Source organism: Acinetobacter sp. WCHAc060025, from assembly GCF_004209355.1.
GTDB lineage: Bacteria > Pseudomonadota > Gammaproteobacteria > Pseudomonadales > Moraxellaceae > Acinetobacter > Acinetobacter wuhouensis.
In genome coordinates this window covers 64,680-84,519 of sequence record NZ_SGSX01000010.1, presented here as the reverse complement: position 1 = coordinate 84,519, position 19,840 = coordinate 64,680, and the positions used below count along the sequence as shown (strand labels likewise).

Below are 19,840 nucleotides of genomic sequence, written 5' to 3'. Positions count from 1 at the left end.
TTTATTGTTCAGTGCTTTAAAATTCAACTGATTTAAAGTCTTAGGAACTTAGATTAAACTTAAAAATCTACAGAAGTTTGTAGATAGAAAGTCCGTGGCTGACCGACATATTTACCACCTGTAGAGTCTGATGAGCGTGTGTAATATTCTTTATCAAACACATTTTTCACACCGCCAGCCAGTTTTAGACCATAGAAATCTTTACCAAAGTCATAAGCTGTGCGCACAGCAAAAGTTGAATAACCAGCAATATCACCAATACGACCATCTGCAGTTTCCAGCGTTTGGTAAACATTGGTTGAACCTGGTGCATGTTGTTTGGATTGCGCAAACATATCCGCATTGACTGACCATTTATCTATGCTATATCCAACGCCTACATTGCCCACATGACGTGAATAATAGGGAAGATCTTCACCATCAAATTTTCCTGCTTCAGAAACTGCTTTAGTGAAAGTGTAGTTGCTATAAACTTTTAAGCCTTTTAATGCATCTGCTAAGTTTTCAAAATCATAACTTAAACCGAGTTCAACGCCTTTATGACTGGTTGCCCCAAGGTTTGTCCAAATCCCTGTGCCAATATTATCAGGGCGTTCAAGTAATAGCTCTTTGTCAAAGTCTAAATAAAACACCGTAAATTCAGCATTTAAACCATTGCCAAGATATTTAGTCCCGATTTCATAGTTGTTGGATTTTTCAGGATGTAAACCATCTAATGTAGCTACTGCTGTATTTACCGCTTTATTTGCCGTTGGATCTACGATAGAGCGTGTTGTCACAAGTTGGTTATATTGTTGTGGACCAAAAGAAACGGCTGCATTGGCAAAGACATTCCATTGATCAGTGAAATTGTACTGTACAGCTAAACTCGGTAAAAATTCATCAGATTTAATTTTTGGATGAACCGTGTTGTTGGCTTTACCTGTTGCATCATAAGCAGTGAAATCGTTATGTGTTTTAATTGATTCAAAGCGCACACCAGGTGTAATTGTCCAAGCACCAATACCAAAACGGTTATCTATATATGCGGCATGTGCTTTCGTACCACCGTCACTGGTGGTGTTGGCAATACGCTCACCGGGGGTACCAGTTGCTGAGTTATATACGGCTGTACGTCCTGAAAACTCAGAGCTTTCCTCTTGTAAATAACGATAACCGATAGTGACTTCGTTATTCATATTTCCGAATGTATAAGCACGTGAATAACGTGGTTCGATACCAAAATACTTATAATCACGAGGTGAGTTGCTGATACGGCTCGTTCCTTTACTTGCATCGACTACGGATTCAAGATCACTGGTACGGAAAGAGTCCACGTAATAGCCGAGAACTTCAAAGTTGTTGACATCATCTTTGTGGCTATATTTAACAGATACGTCAGAACGACGACCAGCGAAATAGTTACGTGTTTGATTCGATTGATAAGGATTTTCAGCATATTGCGCTGTTGTCAAACCTTCTGGCATTTCACCACGACCTTCGTAGTGATGTAAATTCACAGCGATCGAGTCTTGATCAGTAAATTGATAAGATGATTTCAACATCACATCGTCAATATCAATTTCATTATTGGCTTCACGGTAACCATCGCCTTTAGTGCCTGAATACAGTAAAGCAAGCCCTAAACCATTATCCATCGTGCCGCCAATGAATAAATTTGGGTTGTATTTAATTTGATCAGTCCCTGTTGCAAATTCAGTGGTTAAACCAACTGAACCTGAAAGTTTTTCAGGAATTGCACGAGTGCTGAAGTTGATGATTCCTCCGACGTTTTGAGGCCCAAAACGTACAGAACCCGCACCACGAACCACATCAACAGATTCGATATTGCCCATAGACACAGGTGCCATCGACAATTGAGGTTGACCATACGGTGCAAATGATAGCGGTACGCCATCCATCAACACGGTTGAGCGTGGTGATAAACGTGAAGTTAAACCTCGGACACCTAAGTTGAGCGAGACATCGCTACCACCTGTACCATTACTGTCTTGAACTTGTACCCCAGGAACTTGTTTTAAAGCATCGCGTATAGAAGTCACAGCAGATTGATCCATTTTTTTGCGATCAATAATGCTACGTGCGCCTGCATGTTCATGTACAGTTTCAGCATTGGCTTGTTCTAGCCAATTGCCTTGTGCTTTAACTACAATAGTTTGTAGAGTTTGAACTTCTGGTGTTTGATTTTCATCAGCATACGCAACATTGGCTATACAACTTAATGAAAGTGCAACAGCAACGCTGAGAGAAGAATGTTTGAAGTCTGTGAAAGCAAGATTTCGAGCATTTAAAAGTTTCATAAGGAGATCAATATGAGAAATTTTCGCTATCTTAAACTTTCACAATGTAAAAATAAATAATAATAATTATCATTTGAAAGCTATTTGACATAACCTTTTTGAATTAGTGATTTAAAAATTTTCTGGTGTATCCATAGTACGAAATTCAGAATTACTTCTTTATATTTATTCCACAGTGTTAAACCTGAAATATTGACGAATAATGCAAGGAAAAAGGCTCCAAACATATCGATTGGAAAATGTACGCCAACATAAACTCTCGACCATGCAACTAACCAAGCAACAGCAATGAGTAATTTACCAACTTGTCTGTATGCAGAAAAGTAATATGCAAACGCAATACTACTAAAAATAGTCATGTGATTACTTGGGAAAGACCCAGTCGGCTTATGTTGAATTAAAGTTTGACCGACTTCCATCACAAAAGGGCGAGGGGAATAAAAAAAATGTGAAATGAGTTGGCTAATCGTGAGTGTAAGACAGGTAAAAATAAACGCTTTCAAAATTTGCTTTTTGATTTGATTATTACCACGTAACCACATGATTGCAAAAATAAGGATCAGCAGATAAATCAGATCATTGGCGATGAAAATAGCATAATGTACCATTAATGGTGAGGCTTGATCAGGTGCATTTAATAGTTGGAATAAAGACAGATTTAAACTTTCGATAGACATAGGATATTAGGCAACTTAGATGTTCAGATGAAATACAACAATGCTCTAATGTAATCATTTTGTCATAAAAGAAAAGCATACAAGACCACAGAGTTGTGGTGGTCTTGTAATGTGTAACTATTTAATTTCTATTTGAATTGAATAGAACCATTGGCATTTACAGTGATTTTAGATTCACCAGCCGCCATATTTTGTCCACCAGCATCAGCTGCTTCAAATTTTGCCATACTCGCACGTGCAGCATATATCGGTTGCGGGAAAGCATTGCTGGTATTGATATTTAAATTGACCAATGTATATGCAGATTTATTCCATGCTTGGGTCAAAATTTGCGCACGTTGCTGAAAGTTCTTTGATGCTTCAACGATCAGATCATTTTCAACTTTTTTACGCTGTTCATCAGATACGGTGAAATTAATCGATTGTGTCTGAAAGTTACTTTGTAATTCATTGATCAATTGGCTCGCAGCTTTAAAGTCTTTGCTTTCAATTTGCACTTCAGCACGACCGCGCCATTCTTTTAATTTCTGATTGTCATTGTCATAAACTGGATAGGTGGTTTGTGAACCTGTTTCAACTTTGACTTGCGGATATTTTTTCGCAGTTGCAACGGCTTGATTCATCAATTGAGTAATTTGAGCAGACAGTTCTGCAGGTTGCTTATTTGAACGTTCAATATAAAGCACCGCATGCATTTCATCATTAGACACTTGACGAGTTGCATCGGCTTGTACGGTGACTAAATTATAATTTAAAGCTTCATTTCCTGCGGCAATGGTCATAGTGCTTAAAGTCGTTCCTAAAAGTAGAGTAGATAAAGCTAAATAGCGCATAGCACTTCCTTTAAATTATGGTGGAAAGTTATTCAAGATATGAGGGAAGAATATATTGTTTAAAAAGAATCAATTTAAAATACTAAGCAAAGTTTGAGAAAAACTAAGGCAGAATTTGTGGTGCAATTGTAAAGTTTTAGACAAGCTTTGCAACAGTGAGGATTATATTAAAACAATGATAATCAGCTGTTTATATAAAATAGGACATGTCTTTGTAAATGAAAAGTATAAATTTGAAAATAATAGATTTAATTGTCGGGTTTTCTTTGCATTGTCACATAGTATGATGATAATTCTACTATAGATGACAATGAGCGTTTTTTTCGATAAATTAACAGACGATAAGTACATAAAAGATATTTATTTTCTTGTAAAAAACTGTATTATCGCGCTCCTAGTTAGGCATATTAAAAAACACCCTAACTAGAAACTCTATAAAGCACCGAGTCAAAGGACCGCAAGTCACCCGACTTATTTCTTTCAACCCATATCAGAGATGGTAATTCGATATGAGCGTTACTTCTGTAAATCCTGCTGCCACTACTTCCACAAATGAATACTACTTGACTCGCCAAAGTCAGATGGAATCGAATGTTCGTAGTTATCCACGTAAATTACCGTTAGCGATAGCGGAAGCACATGGTTGTTGGGTTACCGATGTTGAAGGTACAAAGTACCTCGATTGTTTAGCTGGGGCAGGAACATTGGCATTAGGCCATAACCATCCTGCGGTGATTAAAAGTATTCAAGACACTCTGGCGAGTGGACTTCCTTTACATACTTTAGATTTAACAACGCCTTTAAAAGATGCTTTTACTGAAGCACTCCTTGAACAGCTTCCGGGTGGTCAAGAAGAGTATTGCTTACAGTTCTGTGGTCCATCTGGTGCAGATGGTACAGAAGCAGCAATTAAATTGGCAAAGACCTATACAGGTCGTAGCACAGTGATCAGTTTCTCTGGTGGCTATCATGGTATGACCCATGGTGCATTGGCGATGACAGGTAACTTATCTGCTAAAAATGCGGTAAATGGCTTAATGCCAGGCGTACAATTTATGCCATATCCGCATGAATACCGTTGCCCATTGGGTGTTGGCGGTGAAGCAGGTGTTGATGCTTTGACTTATTTCTTTGAAAATTTCATTGAAGATGTTGAAAGCGGTGTAACAAAACCTGCTGCTGTGATTCTTGAAGCGATTCAAGGTGAAGGCGGTGTGGTAACAGCACCTGTAAAATGGTTGCAAAAAATCCGTGAAGTGACTGAACGTCATAACATCGTTCTTATTCTTGATGAAGTTCAAGCAGGTTTTGCCCGTTCAGGTAAAATGTTTGCCTTTGAACACGCAGGAATCGAGCCTGATGTTGTAGTAATGTCTAAAGCAGTGGGTGGTAGCTTACCGCTTGCAGTGTTGGGTATTAAACGTAAGTTCGATGCTTGGCAACCTGCGGGTCACACGGGGACTTTCCGTGGTAACCAACTTGCGATGGGTACAGGTCTTGCAACGATCAAAACCATTAAAGAACAAAACCTTGCGCAAAATGCACAAGAACGTGGTGATTTCTTACAAGCTGAATTGAAAAAATTAGCGGTTGAATTCCCATGTATTGGTAATGTTCGTGGCCGTGGTTTGATGATCGGTGTTGAAATTGTAGATGAACGCAAACAAGCGGACCACATGGGTTCACTTCCTGCGGATTCACAATTGGCTGCTGCAATCCAAACAGCTTGTTTCAACAATAAATTATTGCTTGAAAAAGGTGGTCGTAGCGGTACTGTGATTCGTTTACTTTGCCCATTGATCATCACTCAAGAAGAATGTGTTGAAGCTCTTGCACGCTTTAAGAAAGCAGTTGCAGAAGCTCTTGTTGCAGTTCGAGGCGCGTAATTCATGGTAGATTTTGCAGAACATCGTAAAGCGTTACTCTGCAATGATGCTCAATCTATTGCTGACTATGAGTCAGCAATGGGTGAGGCGACTAAAGCAGTCGCAGCATGGTTGCAAAACGATAAAATGTATACTGGTGGTAGCATTAAAGAACTTCGCCAAGCGATTTCTTTTAACCCATCAAAAGAAGGTTTAGGTTTACATCAGTCGCTTGAGCGTATGGTGGAACTATTCCTCAATAAAAGCTTAAAAGTACATCATCCACATTCTTTAGCACATTTGCATTGCCCAACGATGGTGACAAGTCAAATCGCTGAAGTGTTGATCAATGCCACCAACCAATCAATGGATTCATGGGATCAAAGCCCTGCGGGTTCTTTGATGGAAGTGCAGTTGATTGATTGGCTTCGTCAAAAAGTCGGTTATGGTGCAGGTCAAGCTGGCGTGTTCACTTCAGGTGGTACACAGTCGAACTTGATGGGTGTATTGCTTGCACGTGACTGGTGTATTGCCAAGAACTGGAAAGACGAAAACGGCAATCCGTGGTCTGTACAGCGTGATGGCGTGCCAAACGAAGCAATGCGCAATGTCAAAGTGATTTGTTCTGAAAATGCGCATTTCTCTGTGCAAAAGAACATGGCAATGATGGGCATGGGCTTCCAATCTGTCGTGACTGTTCCTGTGAATGAAAATGCACAGATGGACGTTGATGCACTGGAAAAAACCGTGGCACACCTTCAAGCTGAAGGTAAAATCGTGGCATGTGTAGTTGCAACTGCGGGTACAACCGATGCTGGTGCAATTGATCCATTGAAAAAAATCCGTGAAATCACCACCAAATATGGCGCTTGGATGCATATCGACGCGGCATGGGGTGGGGCACTGATTCTATCAAATGATTACCGTTCTATGTTGGATGGTATTGAATTGTCAGATTCGATCACGTTGGATTTTCATAAGCATTATTTCCAAAGCATTTCTTGTGGTGCGTTCTTGCTGAAAGATGAAGCGAACTATCGTTTCATGCATTATGAAGCAGAGTATTTGAACTCAGCTTATGATGAAGAGCATGGTGTACCAAACCTGGTGTCTAAATCACTACAAACAACTCGTCGTTTTGATGCGTTGAAATTGTGGATGACGATTGAAAACTTAGGTGAAGAACTTTACGGTTCTATGATTGATCATGGTGTGAAACTGACACGTGAAGTTGCAGACTATATCAATGCAACCGATGGTCTTGAAATGTTGGTTGATCCACAGTTTGCATCTGTATTGTTCCGTGTGATTCCGCAAGATTATCCTGTTGAATTATTGGATACGTTGAACCAAAACGTGGCAGATGAATTGTTTGCCCGTGGTGAAGCGAATATTGGTGTGACTAAAGTGGGCAATGTTCAATCATTGAAAATGACCACTTTAAGCCCTGTTGCAACTTTGGAAAACGTACAGAATTTGCTTGCACTCGTGCTTGCTGAAGCTGATCGTATTAAAGATGCAATTGCGGATGGTACTTATACGCCTGCAATTGATTAATGAGAGTTTAATTTCATTAAGCAAGATTTAGACCATTAGGTTTAGATAAAAATGCCCGATCAAGTGATCGGGCATTTTTATGATTAAAATATAAAACTAAGTTTGGAATTTAGTGGTTCATCCCAAACTTAAAATTGTAAATACCGATTAGAAATGACACATCGAACTATTACGGGTTAAGTCAGGTCCCCACGTACGGTAACCTTGTGTATCGATATGAATCTGACCAGATGAGTAAAGTCCAAGTCCCATATTGAGGCTTTGTCCATATTGTGACCAGAACTGACAAAGTTTGAACTTGGTATATTCAATATAAGCATAATCTTCAGGTTGAGGATTGGCAGGTCCAATACGGAAATCAATCGCTGAATTAAACAAATGACGTGATGAACCAGCACCACCCGCGCATTGATTTAATGGTAGATCACGATAAACCGAAGTCACTGTAAAATCTGTAAGAACTTTAGATGCAATTAAATATTTAAATACTTTTAATGTTGGAAGTTGATTACGCCAAACTTCTTGGCTTGGAATCATATATTCTGATTTACCACATCGATCCCAATCACGAGCGGTTCTAAACAACTCAAAACTTGGAATAATGTTACCTGCATTATTCTGTTCAAGAAAGCGTTCATATGCACGCGCACGTGATTGATTCTCACCATCCATTAACCATTGGCGATAGGAGTTAGGCATCGTTTTTTGTGGTATTGGACGCTCAATCGTAATTTTTTCTTCTGGAATATAAATACGTTGACCATGCGGGGTGCTAATTGTTGGACTCTTTTGAGGGGTAGATGTACATCCAGCCAAAACCATGCAGGTCATGCCGACAGCAAGTAAACCTTTCAAAATATATTTCATTCTCAATATTAGCTAAAGGGGGTAACACACTATTTTAGTCTAGTTCGTGCGAGGTAATATGGATATTTTGCAAATAAATGTACATTTTTTAGATATTAATGCAAAAAGATCAGCCTAAGCTGATCTTTCCTGTACAAAAACTTATTTCTCTAAGTATTGTAATTTGTCTGCTTTACCGTTCCATTCTTCGCGGTCTTCAGGCTGATCACCGATTTGCGTAATGTTTGGCCATTTTTGCGCAAGTTCAGCATTTATTTCAATAAATACTTCTTGTCCTTCAGGCAATTCATCTTCAGAGAAAATAGCATTTGCTGGACATTCTGGTTCACACAAAGCACAGTCGATACATTCATCTGGGCTAATTACAAGAAAGTTAGGACCTTCATAAAAACAGTCTACTGGACATACTTCTACGCAGTCTTGATATTTACACTTGATACAATTTTCAGTGACAACAAAGGTCATGGCGTCAGCTACCTAAAAATATGGTTCTAATTAATAATGGTGTATTTTAGGCAAAAAAGCCCCCAACTAACAATTGCTTTTATTGATATTTGTTATATATAGGACTGCTATTTTTGATAAAAAGCGAATAAACTGTTTGTTTAATGATCAAATTAAGAGAAAGCCCCATAAAAGTATGAGGCTTTGCACTTATTCTCATAATGCTATGAAAATTTAGTCTAACCGTTTTTGAGCATTTGTTTTAATTGATAGAGTTGTTCTAAAGCTTGACGAGGAGTTAGGTCATCAACATCAAGTTGCTGTAACGCTTCTAATGCAGATGATGGTTTTACTACTTCGACAATTTTCTCAACTTCAATAACGTGTTCAAATATTTCAGGTTCAGTGGATGGAGTAATTGCATTTTCTACTTCAGCAAATAAATCATTTTGAACCACAGTTTGTAACTGTTGTTGCTGTTGTTGCTGTTGTTTTTCTAAAATTTTTAAACGCTTTTGCGCTTCTTTAATCACACCTGTTGGAATACCAGCAAGTTTTGCCACTTGTAAACCATGACTTTGGCTTGCAGGACCTTGTTGAACTTTATGCAGTAAAATCAAATTGCCATTCAACTCTTTTGCTGTGACATGATAATTATCAATCGCAACTTCTTTTGAAAGTTCAGTCAATTCAAAATAGTGTGTGGCAAAAAGACATAAGCATTTAATACGTTTGGTCAAATCAAGTACGCATGCCCATGCGAGAGATAAGCCATCATAGGTACTGGTACCACGACCAACTTCATCCATGAGCACCAAGGATTGATTAGTCGCATGATGTAAAATCTGCGAGGTTTCAGTCATTTCGACCATAAAGGTTGATTTACCTGTAGATAAATCATCGGCAGAACCAATACGGGTAAAGATACGATCAATAGGTCCTAATTTGGCTGCTTTGGCAGGGACGAAGCTACCGCAGTAGGCGAGTAAACTGATTAACGCAGTTTGACGCATAAAGGTCGATTTTCCCCCCATGTTTGGACCTGTAATAATCGCCATACGATGATTAAAATCAAGTAAGGTGTCATTGGGGGTATAAGGTGTTTTACTCAATGATTCAACAACTGGGTGACGTCCTGCACTGATTTTAATACCAATTTCAGGGCTATATTCAGGGCGATTCCAATTGTTTAGTCGAGCTTGATGGGCAAAATTTGCCAATAAATCAATATGTGCAATCGATGCACTCATCATTTGTAAATTGGCAATATCGGCACGTAATTCATCTAACAGCATTTCGAAGAGCAACTTTTCACGTGCAAGCGCGCGTGACTCACTTGAAAGTACTTTATCTTCAAATGATTTAAGCTCAGGCGTGATATAGCGTTCCGCATTCTTTAAGGTTTGACGACGAATATAATGATCAGGTGCTTGTTCAGCCTGAGCACGTGTCAATTCAATATAATAACCACTGACACGGTTGTAACCAATTTTGAGAGTATTGATTCCTGTAGATTCACGCTCTTTAATTTCTAAATCAATGAGGAATTGCCCTACATGATCGCGGATTTTACGTAGTTCATCCAACTCGTCATCAAAGCCTTCAGCAATGACATTGCCATCACGCAATAAAACAGGTGGATGTTCTACAATCGCAGACATTAAACGCTGATGTAGCCCATTAAAGTCGCCTAATTCTTCATTCAATTGCGTGATCAATTGTGATTGAGTGCTGCTTAAAATAGGCTGTAATGCATGTCTTAAAAAAGGAATCTGCGCACAAGCTTGACGAAGTTGAACTAAATCGCGAGGGCGAGCACTACCTAAGGCAACACGGCTGAGTACACGTTCAATATCACCAATTTCTTTGAGAACCAAACGTACAGGGGACTCATGGTAGCCTTTGAGAAGCGTATCGATGGCATCAAGATGAGCATCTAAAATCTGCGTATCACGAAGCGGTTGCATTAACGTACGAGCAAGCAGTCGTCCGCCCATTGCAGTTTGGCAATCATTAATTAAACCAAATAGTGAAGTCCCATGCTCAAACAGTGGGTCAATAATTTCCAAGTTGCGACGCGTCACAGGATCAAGTGCGATAAAGTCAGAGCTTTGTTCTAATTTGATCGAACGAATATGGGGTAGCGCTGTTTTTTGAGTTTCTTTGGCATAATGAATCAGTGCAGCAGCGGCAGCTTTGGCTAGTGGTAAATGATCAATACCGAAGCCTGAAAGCGTTGAAACTGCGAATTGGTCACATAAGGTTTTTTGTGCATTATTTAAATTAAAATCAACATTTGGGCGTTTGGTAATCGGGCATTCAATTTGCTTTTTGATCTGTTCAATGATGTTTGGATCAACAATATCTTCATCGACTAAAATTTCACTTGGCATTAAACGTGCCAATTCAATCGCAAGCTGTTCAGACTTAAATTCTTGTTGTTGTACTTTAAAAATACCCGCACTTAAATCAAGTAGCGCAATCCCGATTTGATTTTGTTGGAAACATAGCGCGACGAGATTAGACGTTTGTGTCGCTGTGAGTAAAGCGTCATCGGTTAATGTTCCTGGTGTGATGATTCGCACTACACCACGTTCTACAGGACCTTTACCTGTAACCTCACCAATCTGCTCACAAATAACAACAGTTTCGCCTTTTTTGACTAAGCGCGCTAAATAGCCTTCGGCAGCATGAAAAGGCACACCAGCCATTGGAATCGGATTGCCATTGGCTTTTCCGCGATGGGTTAGGGTAATGCCTAAAAGTTTTGCTGCTTTTTTTGCATCGTCAAAGAAAAGTTCGTAGAAATCACCCATACGATAGAACATTAACGAGTGTGGATGCTGCATTTTTACTTTTAGATATTGCTGCATCATCGGAGTATGGTTGGAGAGATCCGTCGTTAATTCATTGATCGACATAAAAAACCTTAATTTAACTATTCAAAACTCTGCATATAAGAAGAGCAGTTTATTGCAGAAAAAATGATTTTAACGGATATAGCATGTGGATGCAGTATTTTCATGTTGAAGAATTGCGCGATTCTAATTTTAAAAAAGTTAAAGCCTCATAGAAGCTTTAACTTTAACAGTATTCGATTGAATAGCATCAAAAGAGTTGGGATTAAGAATTTGAAAGTACCATCGGGCTATTTAAATTTGTATTCATTCAATTATTTTAGACTCAGAATGCCCAAACAAATTTTAAGTAACTGGTATGACCTTCAGGGCGATTTTCAACATTGGTTTCTTTCAGATATTTTGCTTCAAGTGACCAATTTTTATCTTGATATTGAATTGCAGGACCAACGGCTAAAACCTGTCCACGCATACCAATTTTATTTCCATTCACTTCATCTGATTCGGTTTGCTTAAAAGCATAGCCTTCCACAGCAACTTTGACATGATCATTGAGTTTATAGCCCACGCTGTAATCACCTGCAAAGTATTCTCCAGATTTATACTGGGTATCATCATTTTTAGTGTTGAAGCTATAGGACAGTTTGGTCGAAATATCTAAACCATTTTGAGGTGCATAGGTGTAAGCAATGATCGGGCGCACGGTATTGTAATTTTTACCGATATTGGCAACCAAAGGTTGAGTCGGTGTTGCTGAGTCATATTTCCCAGTGTCTAAAACACCTTCGACAGCACCGATCCAGTGATGACTGCCATGATGCCAACCCAGCATTGAGCCGATAATTAAATCACCTAAGCCACTATTACTGTCTGACATACCTGCTGCCGAAAGCCGGATATCTACAAATGGTTGAGCTGCATAGAAACCGAGTTGTCCACCCAGATAATTTTGCTTGGTCATCCAGACTAGACGGGGAATGATCGCATTGACATCTGCATGAAAATTCGGTGGTCCATTATCAAAACTGCCTGCATGGTAATTCTGATAGTAGTTCAGCAAATAAACACCAGGTGGTGGTAATGCACCTGCCATCATGCCTTCTGCACCAAGTGCAAAAGAGTCACCGCCATTTTCTGTGGCGTGTGCGGATGTGGTCAGGAAACCGATGATGAAAGGAAGTGTTAAACTTACGATTTTTTTCATGTGAAATCCTTTTATTACTGTTGTCGTCCAGTTTCTGGTTAATGAATCATGTCTTTATAGCCATGAATTCGCCTTGCCTGATGTTGCAATCTGCATCCTGAGATTGAAATGGCAGGTATTCAATGGTTTGTGTGATCTGTAACGCATACGGATCACACAAGTTTTGAGTTAAGTTTTTAATATCTAAGATACGATTAGATATGTTTAAACAATGCTGAACGTGATTGCCCATTAGCACCATCAGCAGCACTTAAGAAGCGTTCAGTATGAATGTCTTTTTCAAATAAACGGCTCTGCATCAGGGTTGAAATGGCTGCATCAATCATCGGCGGAGGACCACACAAATAGGCTTTATGCCCACTGCATTTATTCTCAAAATGACTGGCAACCGCTTCATGCACAAAACCTGTGAAACCCGTCCAGGCATCTTCGGTCTTAGGTGCATTCAATGCAGGGATGTAGTGAAAGTTTGCATATTCTTTAACCAAATTTTCGAAAATTTCACGGTTATACAGTTCTGAAACATCACGTGCGCCTTGGAATAAATAGATATTCCGTGTTTCACCCGCTTCAAGTAAATCCAGAATCATCGATTGAGGGCTTGATAAGCCAGAACCGCCTGCAATGAAAATCACGCCACGATCATCAGACTTACGAACAAAGAATTGTCCATAAGGTCCTGAAATATCCAGTTCATCGCCTTGTTTCAGATTCTCATGTATATAAGTTGTAGCTGCTCCGCCTTCAACTTTACGGATATGCAGTTCGACAATGCCTTCTTCATTTGGTGAATTGGCGATTGAAAATGCACGTGTACCTTCAATATCTGGTAATTGGATATTTACATATTGACCTGCCTGGAATTGCATCGCACGATCAATCTGCAGGCGAACACCTTTAATTGTTGGTGAAAGGTCTTTAATTTCAATCACTTTTGCCTGGTAATCTTCAACCAGATAGCCTAAGAAATCCTCATCTTCATCGACATCTGCTTCAATGACCATGTCAGATTCAGGTTTACAGCAACACGCCAGAACCTTATTTTCCTCACGCTCAATATCCATCAGCGCAAAAGGAGAGGCTTCACCGACATCATAAAAACCATCGGTCACTTGTACTTTACATGTACCACATGTGCCATGCCCGCAAGCGAAAGGGAGCCAGACCCCTTGACGCAAAGCAGCATCAAGGATGGTCTGATCTTCTTCGACTTCAATCGTGGTACCGATTGGTTCAATGGTAACTTGATAACTCATCCGCGTACTCCCTTAAACATGACTGCCTTTGTAGCCCGTTAAATTTGGCGTGACAAAGCGTAAAAGAGATTTATGATCGAAGCCTTGTTCTGCTAATGTTTTGGAGAAATCAGCATTCAGTGTTTCGCGGTTTAAGGTAAATTGCACAGTTGACCAATCAATTTCTGCAAATTCAGGATGCTGGCTGAATCCACCTGCGATTTGCTGATCAATCAATTCCTGCAAAGTTTGTTGTGGTGACACCACAAAAGCATGTGCTGAACAAAAAAGGGTGTGATGATCCCAACCAATAAATAACAGCATGTTGTCGCCATAATTTTTTTGTTGATCAAGTGCTTCAAATTGATAATTGTCCTGGATTGCTTGTACTGACATGAGAATACTCCTAAATTCCTTGAGCGAAGCGCATGCTGTGCGTGGCGTTGAAAATGGCTGACACAGCAATGAACTTCATCTTTTATTCCTTATGATGCTTATGCACCTTTCCATTTTTTCCAGCGTTCCTGGTCTGGCGAACCTTCAATATCTAAATTGTCCGCACCGACATTAAAGTTGTAATAGTCACGTAAAATTGTTTCTAAATCTGGACCACCACAGTTGCCTTGCAGGATCTGGTTCACAGGTAACCATGCCTGGATGTATTTCTCAGGTTCACGTTCGAAAATGTCATGACAACCATCTGAACAGGTGTGATAACGCTCGCCTTTATAAATGCTGTCACGGTAACTGAACATGGTTGGGTCGCCATCCATTTCCGTAAAGGTCATTGGAATCTGACAGATCTGACACAATTGTGGTAAGCCGTTGCTATAGAAACGTTTACCTTCAGTTTCTAATTTACGTGCCAGTTCCCATTTTGGACGGTAGTATTTATCGAAGGTGTCAGGGTATTTCGCAGATAACCAATCCATTTCTTCATCCGTTGGAATCCACGTGTGGAAGCCTGCCGCATGACCGAAGTTATAGAAAATCCACCATGCTTGATGCGAAACGTGTTCTTTCTCTTTTTCAATCACTTCTGAGTATTTCGGCATGCGGATACCGTAACGGCTCAAGTCTTTGAATAATGCACCACCTGCTTCTTCAAAATAAGTTTCCCATGCTTCTTTCCAGGACATGACTTTATTTGGAAGCATGTAATCCATCATCATGCCGACGATTGAGAGTAGGCGAGTACCACGCCAGAACCATTTATCAATCCATTCCTGAACGATTGGCACGTTATCTTCATGTTGCTCAAGTAAGAATTTGACGATTTCCAGACCAAGTGTCATGTGACGTGCTTCATCAGACTGCGCAGAGAAACCAAAAGTTACCGTCGCCATATCGCCGTTGTAAGCTGCGCCTGACATGAAAGGAACGAACAATAAGTTGGTCAATACATATTCAAAGGCAAAGCTGATCGCCAATAAAAACTCGAATGGACCTGCTGAACGTGCATCTTCAAAGAATGATTTTGGTACAGATAAATACCACACGCGGTCATGCATGTGCGACCAATCTTGGAAGCCATCAAAGAATTTATTGTAGTGGCTCATGGCATGAATTTGAGTTTGCACATGACGCAATTCATCAATAGATTGCATTTGTGATGCAATACGTGCACCGATCCCGCTAAACTGACGACCTACATGGGCATAGCCTTGATAAGCCTGATATTCCAAAGGTGTAACTGCAGTTAAAAACAGTTTAATGGCATTTAAATAACGTTCATTGGAAACATTCATTTGCCCATTGTTTTGTGCAAAAGCATCGAAAATGGCATAGAGTTTTTTCTCTTTCTCCGCCTGATATTTCCAGTATGAATCCATGGTTAAACGGAATGGATCTTCCCATTTAGACCAATCGGTAATTTTAATGCCTTCAAACTCTTCATAAGGAAAGGCATCTTTACGATCTGCATAGGAAAAGTCCCAATCCAGATCACGGGTCAGCATGCGGTAGCGGTCTTTGGCATTCAGCTTTTTGGTTGCGGTTTTAGTCGCTGTTTTTGTATTTTTAACATCAGTATTCATTTTGATCATCCTGTTCAATCATTGAAATGCTTTGTTTTTAAGACTATTTTCTTTTAAGCCTATTTAGTTCCATTTCAGGGTAAAGGTGTCATCGTCTTCATCGACGTTGCCACCCAGCGTGATCATATTCAGTTGTAACTCTTGAATGTCCCAGTCCTGTCCGAGTTTTTCAGATACCGTTTCTGCACGGATTACCAAGCCAGTTGTGCTTTCTACACGGATCATGGCAGGTAAATACTGAATTGTGGCATCGGGATTATCTTGTTCAATCGCTTCGATGATGTAGCGAGCGGTATCGTTGTCTTGTAGCGCTAAATAAACTTTTGAAGTCATGGTGCAATTCCTTATGCAATATTAAATGTCAGCTAAACCTGCTTTTTTGCTACGCTCTGCGATCAGTGCAACGGCTTGTTCAATATTGCTATCGCCTAAAGCAAGACCTGCCCATGCGCTAAATGCTTCCTGAACTTGCGGTAACAGTTCAGCAATCCAGCCTCGAATCAGGGTTTTATTTTCCTCAGATTCTGCAATGGCAAGTTTAAATACTGGGTCAGACCATTTACGTAAATCGGTTAAACAGTCCTGCATAAATTCAGTCAGCATTGCCACATCACGTGCGCCATTTTCCACTAAGTATTGATCAAACTGTCCATAGACAAGGCTTTGGATACAGCTATCAATTAACAGGTTTTGCAGTACATAGAGTTTGAACCAATCTTGCTCAGTTAGGCTCTGTTCGCACAATTTACGAAGTGGTTGCCAAGTTGCATCATTCATCCAATCCTCTTTGGCTTGTTGTAAAGACTCACCCGTATTGCCATCTAGTGCCAAGCCAATACGTGAAATGTATTGCGCCATGCCGAGACGATCCATTGCCGCAAAAATACAGGCTTGGGTAATCACTGTGCCATAACCATAGGCACTGCCTGACATCATGTGTAAATTTGCCGTTTGTTCCACATAGCGAAATGGCAGTAAGCAGGTGATGATTTTTTGTTTCACGTCTTCACTGATATTTTCAACCAAGAAACGTTTTTCAAAGAATGCATAATTGCTTTCAGCAGTGTCTTGCAAACGTGCACGATGCTGCACATAAGCGCCGTAGTAGAACTGACGAGGGTCTTTAAAAACATACCAATCTTGCATTTGTAAGGCAGTATGAGTTTTATCATTCAAAGTCTTATCGGGTTTCCATAAAGGGCGATAATGAAAGTTGGTGGTTGCCTGTACATCAAAACTGACTTCCTGGTAACGTGTTGCTGGCTTATTGCCAAAACGGCGTTCAATATAGGCATAGGTCTGGCGAATAGGCTCGACACTGGAAGTTTTAATTTCTAAAGTCATCATAATCTCCTTATGGAATTAGCCCAGATCTTCTTGATCTGAATGTTTTAAAGCGGGGTTGAGTACAGTCGGTTCTACGCCATAACGCCATTTGTCTTCCTGTGCGTCATTCCAAGCTTGTTGCTCTGCGGTCATTTCGACCACTTGATTGGTCTTACAAAAATTCTGAAATGCTTCTTGGGGTAAAACCAATTCAACAAATAAGGTTGGATCGTGAATTGCGAAGTCAAATTCAACAAATTTGGCATCACGATCACCTGTGATACGGATGTACTTGGTAAGTTGTTGTTGTCGTTGGTTCATAACGAACATCCTTCTATTTTTGCACTGACTTCATGTCGGTGACGCAACCTTGCGTTTGTGATGTATATTCCAAAAAGCGTGCCAACTTTTTAATATTCATATTTTTCAAATATTTATTATTTTTAAATAAAATCCCGATTAATTTAATCAGGCTAATTTCATCATTTGATGAATAGATATATTTGAGATTTTCATGTTTTGATGAAAATGAATGAATAAACTTTGAGTAGTGCTGTTTAAAAGCATGGAATTTTTTTAATTTTTACTTAAAAATGTATATTTATAATGAATTGATTTATAAAGGTATAATTTTAATATACTTAAAAGGTATGTAAATATGAGAATAAGGTAGTCTACCCAGGGTTTGTGAATTAGGTAAGATCAATATTGCATTCACAAAGACATATAGCCAAGGATGGACAGTATGCCCAAAGCCAAAGATGTGAAGGTCTATAAGCAGATCCTGGAACAGAATAAAGATATTCAGGATTTACTCGATAAAATTATTTTTGATACTGAGCATGGACAGATATGGTTTGATGAAAATCGTATGTTGCTGATGCATACCAGTATTCTGGGTTATTTGCGCAAAGATCTTTTTAATATGCTTGGCTTAGAACGTACCAAACACTTTTTTATCCGTTGTGGTTACCAGGCGGGGATGCGAGATGCCGAGGTCACTTCAAAACTGCGTCCAAATCTCAATGAAGCAGAAGCCTTTATGGCAGGCCCTCAGATGCATGGTATTCGAGGTATGGTGCAAGTGGATGTGAATGAACTGCATTTAAGTCATGATCAAAAAGAGTTCTATGCAGATTTCAACTGGCTGAATTCTTTTGAAGCCGAAGTGCATCTAAGTGAATTTGGTGCATCGGAGGAACCAGCCTGTTGGATGCTTTTAGGCTATGCCTGTGGGTATAGCAGCTTTGTGATGGGACAGACCATTATTTATCAGGAGACCCACTGTGTTGCTAAAGGAGATGAGCATTGCCGAATTATTGGTAAGCCGTTGAGTGAATGGGAAAATTCAGATGAATTAATCCGCTTTATGTCGCCAGATCCTGTGTCAGATGAAATTATTGCCTTACAGGCTGAGTTAAATGAATTAAAGAAAAATATTTATACCGAAGCTGAAAGTGACTACACCATGTTTGCTGCTGTTGGGGAATCAGTGGCGTATCGAAAGGTGTGTGACCTGCTTAAAAAAGCTGCAGGCAGTAAAGTTGCTGTACTTTTACAGGGTGAAACTGGCGTTGGTAAGGAAGCTTTTGCACGTGGTGTACATGAAGGGAGCCAACGAAAGGCAGAACCTTTTGTTGCTGTAAACTGCGCCTGTATTCCACCAGATTTAATTGAAGCCGAATTATTTGGGGTGGAAAAAGGGGCTTTCACAGGTGCATCCCAGACTCGTATTGGTAAGTTTGAGCGTGCGCATCGCGGTACGATTTTTCTTGATGAAGTGATAGAGCTGTCTCCACGGGCACAGGCAGCATTATTGCGAATGTTGCAGGAAGGGGAGTTTGAACGTGTCGGTGATCAACAGACACGGAAAGTCGATGTTCGGATCGTTGCTGCAACCAATGAAGATTTAGAGCAAGCGGTGAAGCATGGTAAATTCCGTGCTGACTTATATTATCGTTTAAATATTTTCCCTGTAATGATCCCGCCATTGCGTGAGCGCCGTGAGGATATTCCTTTATTAATCAGCCATTTTTTAGCGCGTTTTGAAAATATGTATGATAAAACCTTAAAAGGTTTGAGTGATAAAGCTAAAAATTTTGTGATGAAATATGAGTGGCCAGGCAATATTCGGGAGCTGGAAAACTTACTGGAAAGGGCGACTTTACTGACAGATCATCAACAGGAAATCAAATTAGACAGTTTATTTCCGCAGCTTAAAGAACAGGATGTTGTGACTCAGCCAGCGAATCGTTTTACCAATGTAGAAGATTTATTTACTGAAGATTTTTCTTTAGAACAACTTGAACAAAAAATTATTCGTACTGCAATGGATAAAAGTCGGCAAAATGTATCTGAAGCTGCAAGATTGCTTGGGCTTAGTCGAGCGACTTTGGATTATCGTTTGAAGAAATTATCATAAATGAATTTAATCAATGGATGATTCGGTTTTTGAGTTTAATATTTTATTGAGAATATATGAAAAACATGGTGCAGGAAATCGAGTTTTAGGATTTTAGTTATAATTAATTTGTAGTTTTTTTAGTCTCGATAGAGTCAATAGCATTTTTGATATATGCAAGTATAACAATAGGAGTATTAGCTATACACATCAGTTATTATTAAGTAAAAAATAATT

Annotated in this window: 16 protein-coding genes; 3 read left to right on the top strand and 13 right to left on the bottom strand. The window is 39.6% G+C overall.

All coding sequences use genetic code 11. The features are described from left to right. Window positions 1-59: 59 nt before the first annotated feature. From EXE09_RS10065 to EXE09_RS10055, 3 genes are all read right to left on the bottom strand, one after another. Entirely contained in the window at window positions 60-2,300 is a 2,241-nt protein-coding gene (locus EXE09_RS10065) for a TonB-dependent receptor family protein (RefSeq protein WP_130117177.1), read from the bottom strand. 80 nt (window positions 2,301-2,380) lie between these two features. Next, complete coding sequence (locus EXE09_RS10060; protein ID WP_068975340.1) at window positions 2,381-2,977, bottom strand: phosphatase PAP2 family protein; 597 nt, start codon at window positions 2,975-2,977, stop codon at window positions 2,381-2,383. 128 nt (window positions 2,978-3,105) lie between these two features. Next, a complete protein-coding gene (locus EXE09_RS10055) occupies window positions 3,106-3,810 on the bottom strand; it encodes an SIMPL domain-containing protein (protein WP_087553795.1) in 705 nt (234 codons plus the stop codon). A gap of 509 nt (window positions 3,811-4,319) precedes the next feature. On the opposite strand from EXE09_RS10055, the gene EXE09_RS10050 reads away from it, so the two are divergent. Continuing rightward, the gene (locus EXE09_RS10050; protein WP_130117176.1) at window positions 4,320-5,696 is read left to right on the top strand and encodes a diaminobutyrate--2-oxoglutarate transaminase; all 1,377 of its coding nucleotides are present in this window, start codon (window positions 4,320-4,322) and stop codon (window positions 5,694-5,696) included. A 3-nt stretch (window positions 5,697-5,699) separates the two neighbouring features. Continuing rightward, a complete protein-coding gene (locus EXE09_RS10045; protein WP_130117175.1) occupies window positions 5,700-7,232 on the top strand; it encodes a pyridoxal phosphate-dependent decarboxylase family protein in 1,533 nt (510 codons plus the stop codon). A 147-nt stretch (window positions 7,233-7,379) separates the two neighbouring features. Here the strand turns inward: EXE09_RS10045 and EXE09_RS10040 are convergent, their stop codons facing one another. The 10 genes from EXE09_RS10040 to EXE09_RS09995 form a co-directional block, all read right to left on the bottom strand. Further along, a complete protein-coding gene (locus EXE09_RS10040; protein ID WP_087553793.1) occupies window positions 7,380-8,099 on the bottom strand; it encodes a D-Ala-D-Ala carboxypeptidase family metallohydrolase in 720 nt (239 codons plus the stop codon). 141 nt (window positions 8,100-8,240) lie between these two features. After that, window positions 8,241-8,564 (bottom strand): ferredoxin FdxA, encoded by a 324-nt coding sequence (gene fdxA / locus EXE09_RS10035; protein WP_130117174.1) that lies wholly within the window; start codon window positions 8,562-8,564, stop codon window positions 8,241-8,243. A gap of 218 nt (window positions 8,565-8,782) precedes the next feature. After that, on the bottom strand, window positions 8,783-11,464 hold the full coding sequence (gene mutS / locus EXE09_RS10030) for a DNA mismatch repair protein MutS (RefSeq protein ID WP_130117173.1): 2,682 nt from the start codon (window positions 11,462-11,464) through the stop codon (window positions 8,783-8,785). A 262-nt stretch (window positions 11,465-11,726) separates the two neighbouring features. Continuing rightward, the gene (locus tag EXE09_RS10025; protein WP_130117172.1) at window positions 11,727-12,605 is read right to left on the bottom strand and encodes a SphA family protein; all 879 of its coding nucleotides are present in this window, start codon (window positions 12,603-12,605) and stop codon (window positions 11,727-11,729) included. Between the two features lie 194 nt (window positions 12,606-12,799). Then, complete coding sequence (locus EXE09_RS10020; RefSeq protein WP_130117171.1) at window positions 12,800-13,861, bottom strand: NADH:ubiquinone reductase (Na(+)-transporting) subunit F; 1,062 nt, start codon at window positions 13,859-13,861, stop codon at window positions 12,800-12,802. A gap of 12 nt (window positions 13,862-13,873) precedes the next feature. Continuing rightward, window positions 13,874-14,236, bottom strand: a complete 363-nt coding sequence (locus EXE09_RS10015; protein ID WP_130117170.1) for a phenol hydroxylase subunit P4 — start codon at window positions 14,234-14,236, stop codon at window positions 13,874-13,876. 98 nt (window positions 14,237-14,334) lie between these two features. Next, on the bottom strand, window positions 14,335-15,876 hold the full coding sequence (locus EXE09_RS10010; protein ID WP_130117169.1) for an aromatic/alkene/methane monooxygenase hydroxylase/oxygenase subunit alpha: 1,542 nt from the start codon (window positions 15,874-15,876) through the stop codon (window positions 14,335-14,337). Window positions 15,877-15,939: 63 nt separating this feature from the next. Then, window positions 15,940-16,209: an MmoB/DmpM family protein gene (locus EXE09_RS10005; protein WP_130117168.1), complete on the bottom strand. Its 270-nt coding sequence runs from the start codon at window positions 16,207-16,209 to the stop codon at window positions 15,940-15,942. Between the two features lie 21 nt (window positions 16,210-16,230). Next, entirely contained in the window at window positions 16,231-17,220 is a 990-nt protein-coding gene (locus EXE09_RS10000; protein WP_130117167.1) for an aromatic/alkene monooxygenase hydroxylase subunit beta, read from the bottom strand. Between the two features lie 18 nt (window positions 17,221-17,238). Then, window positions 17,239-17,523, bottom strand: coding sequence for a phenol hydroxylase subunit (locus EXE09_RS09995; protein ID WP_130117166.1), 285 nt, complete (start codon window positions 17,521-17,523; stop codon window positions 17,239-17,241). A 424-nt stretch (window positions 17,524-17,947) separates the two neighbouring features. Here EXE09_RS09995 and mobR point away from each other — a divergent pair, with 424 nt between their 5' ends. Continuing rightward, the gene (gene mobR / locus EXE09_RS09990; protein WP_130117165.1) at window positions 17,948-19,624 is read left to right on the top strand and encodes a phenol degradation transcriptional regulator MobR; all 1,677 of its coding nucleotides are present in this window, start codon (window positions 17,948-17,950) and stop codon (window positions 19,622-19,624) included. Window positions 19,625-19,840: the final 216 nt, after the last annotated feature.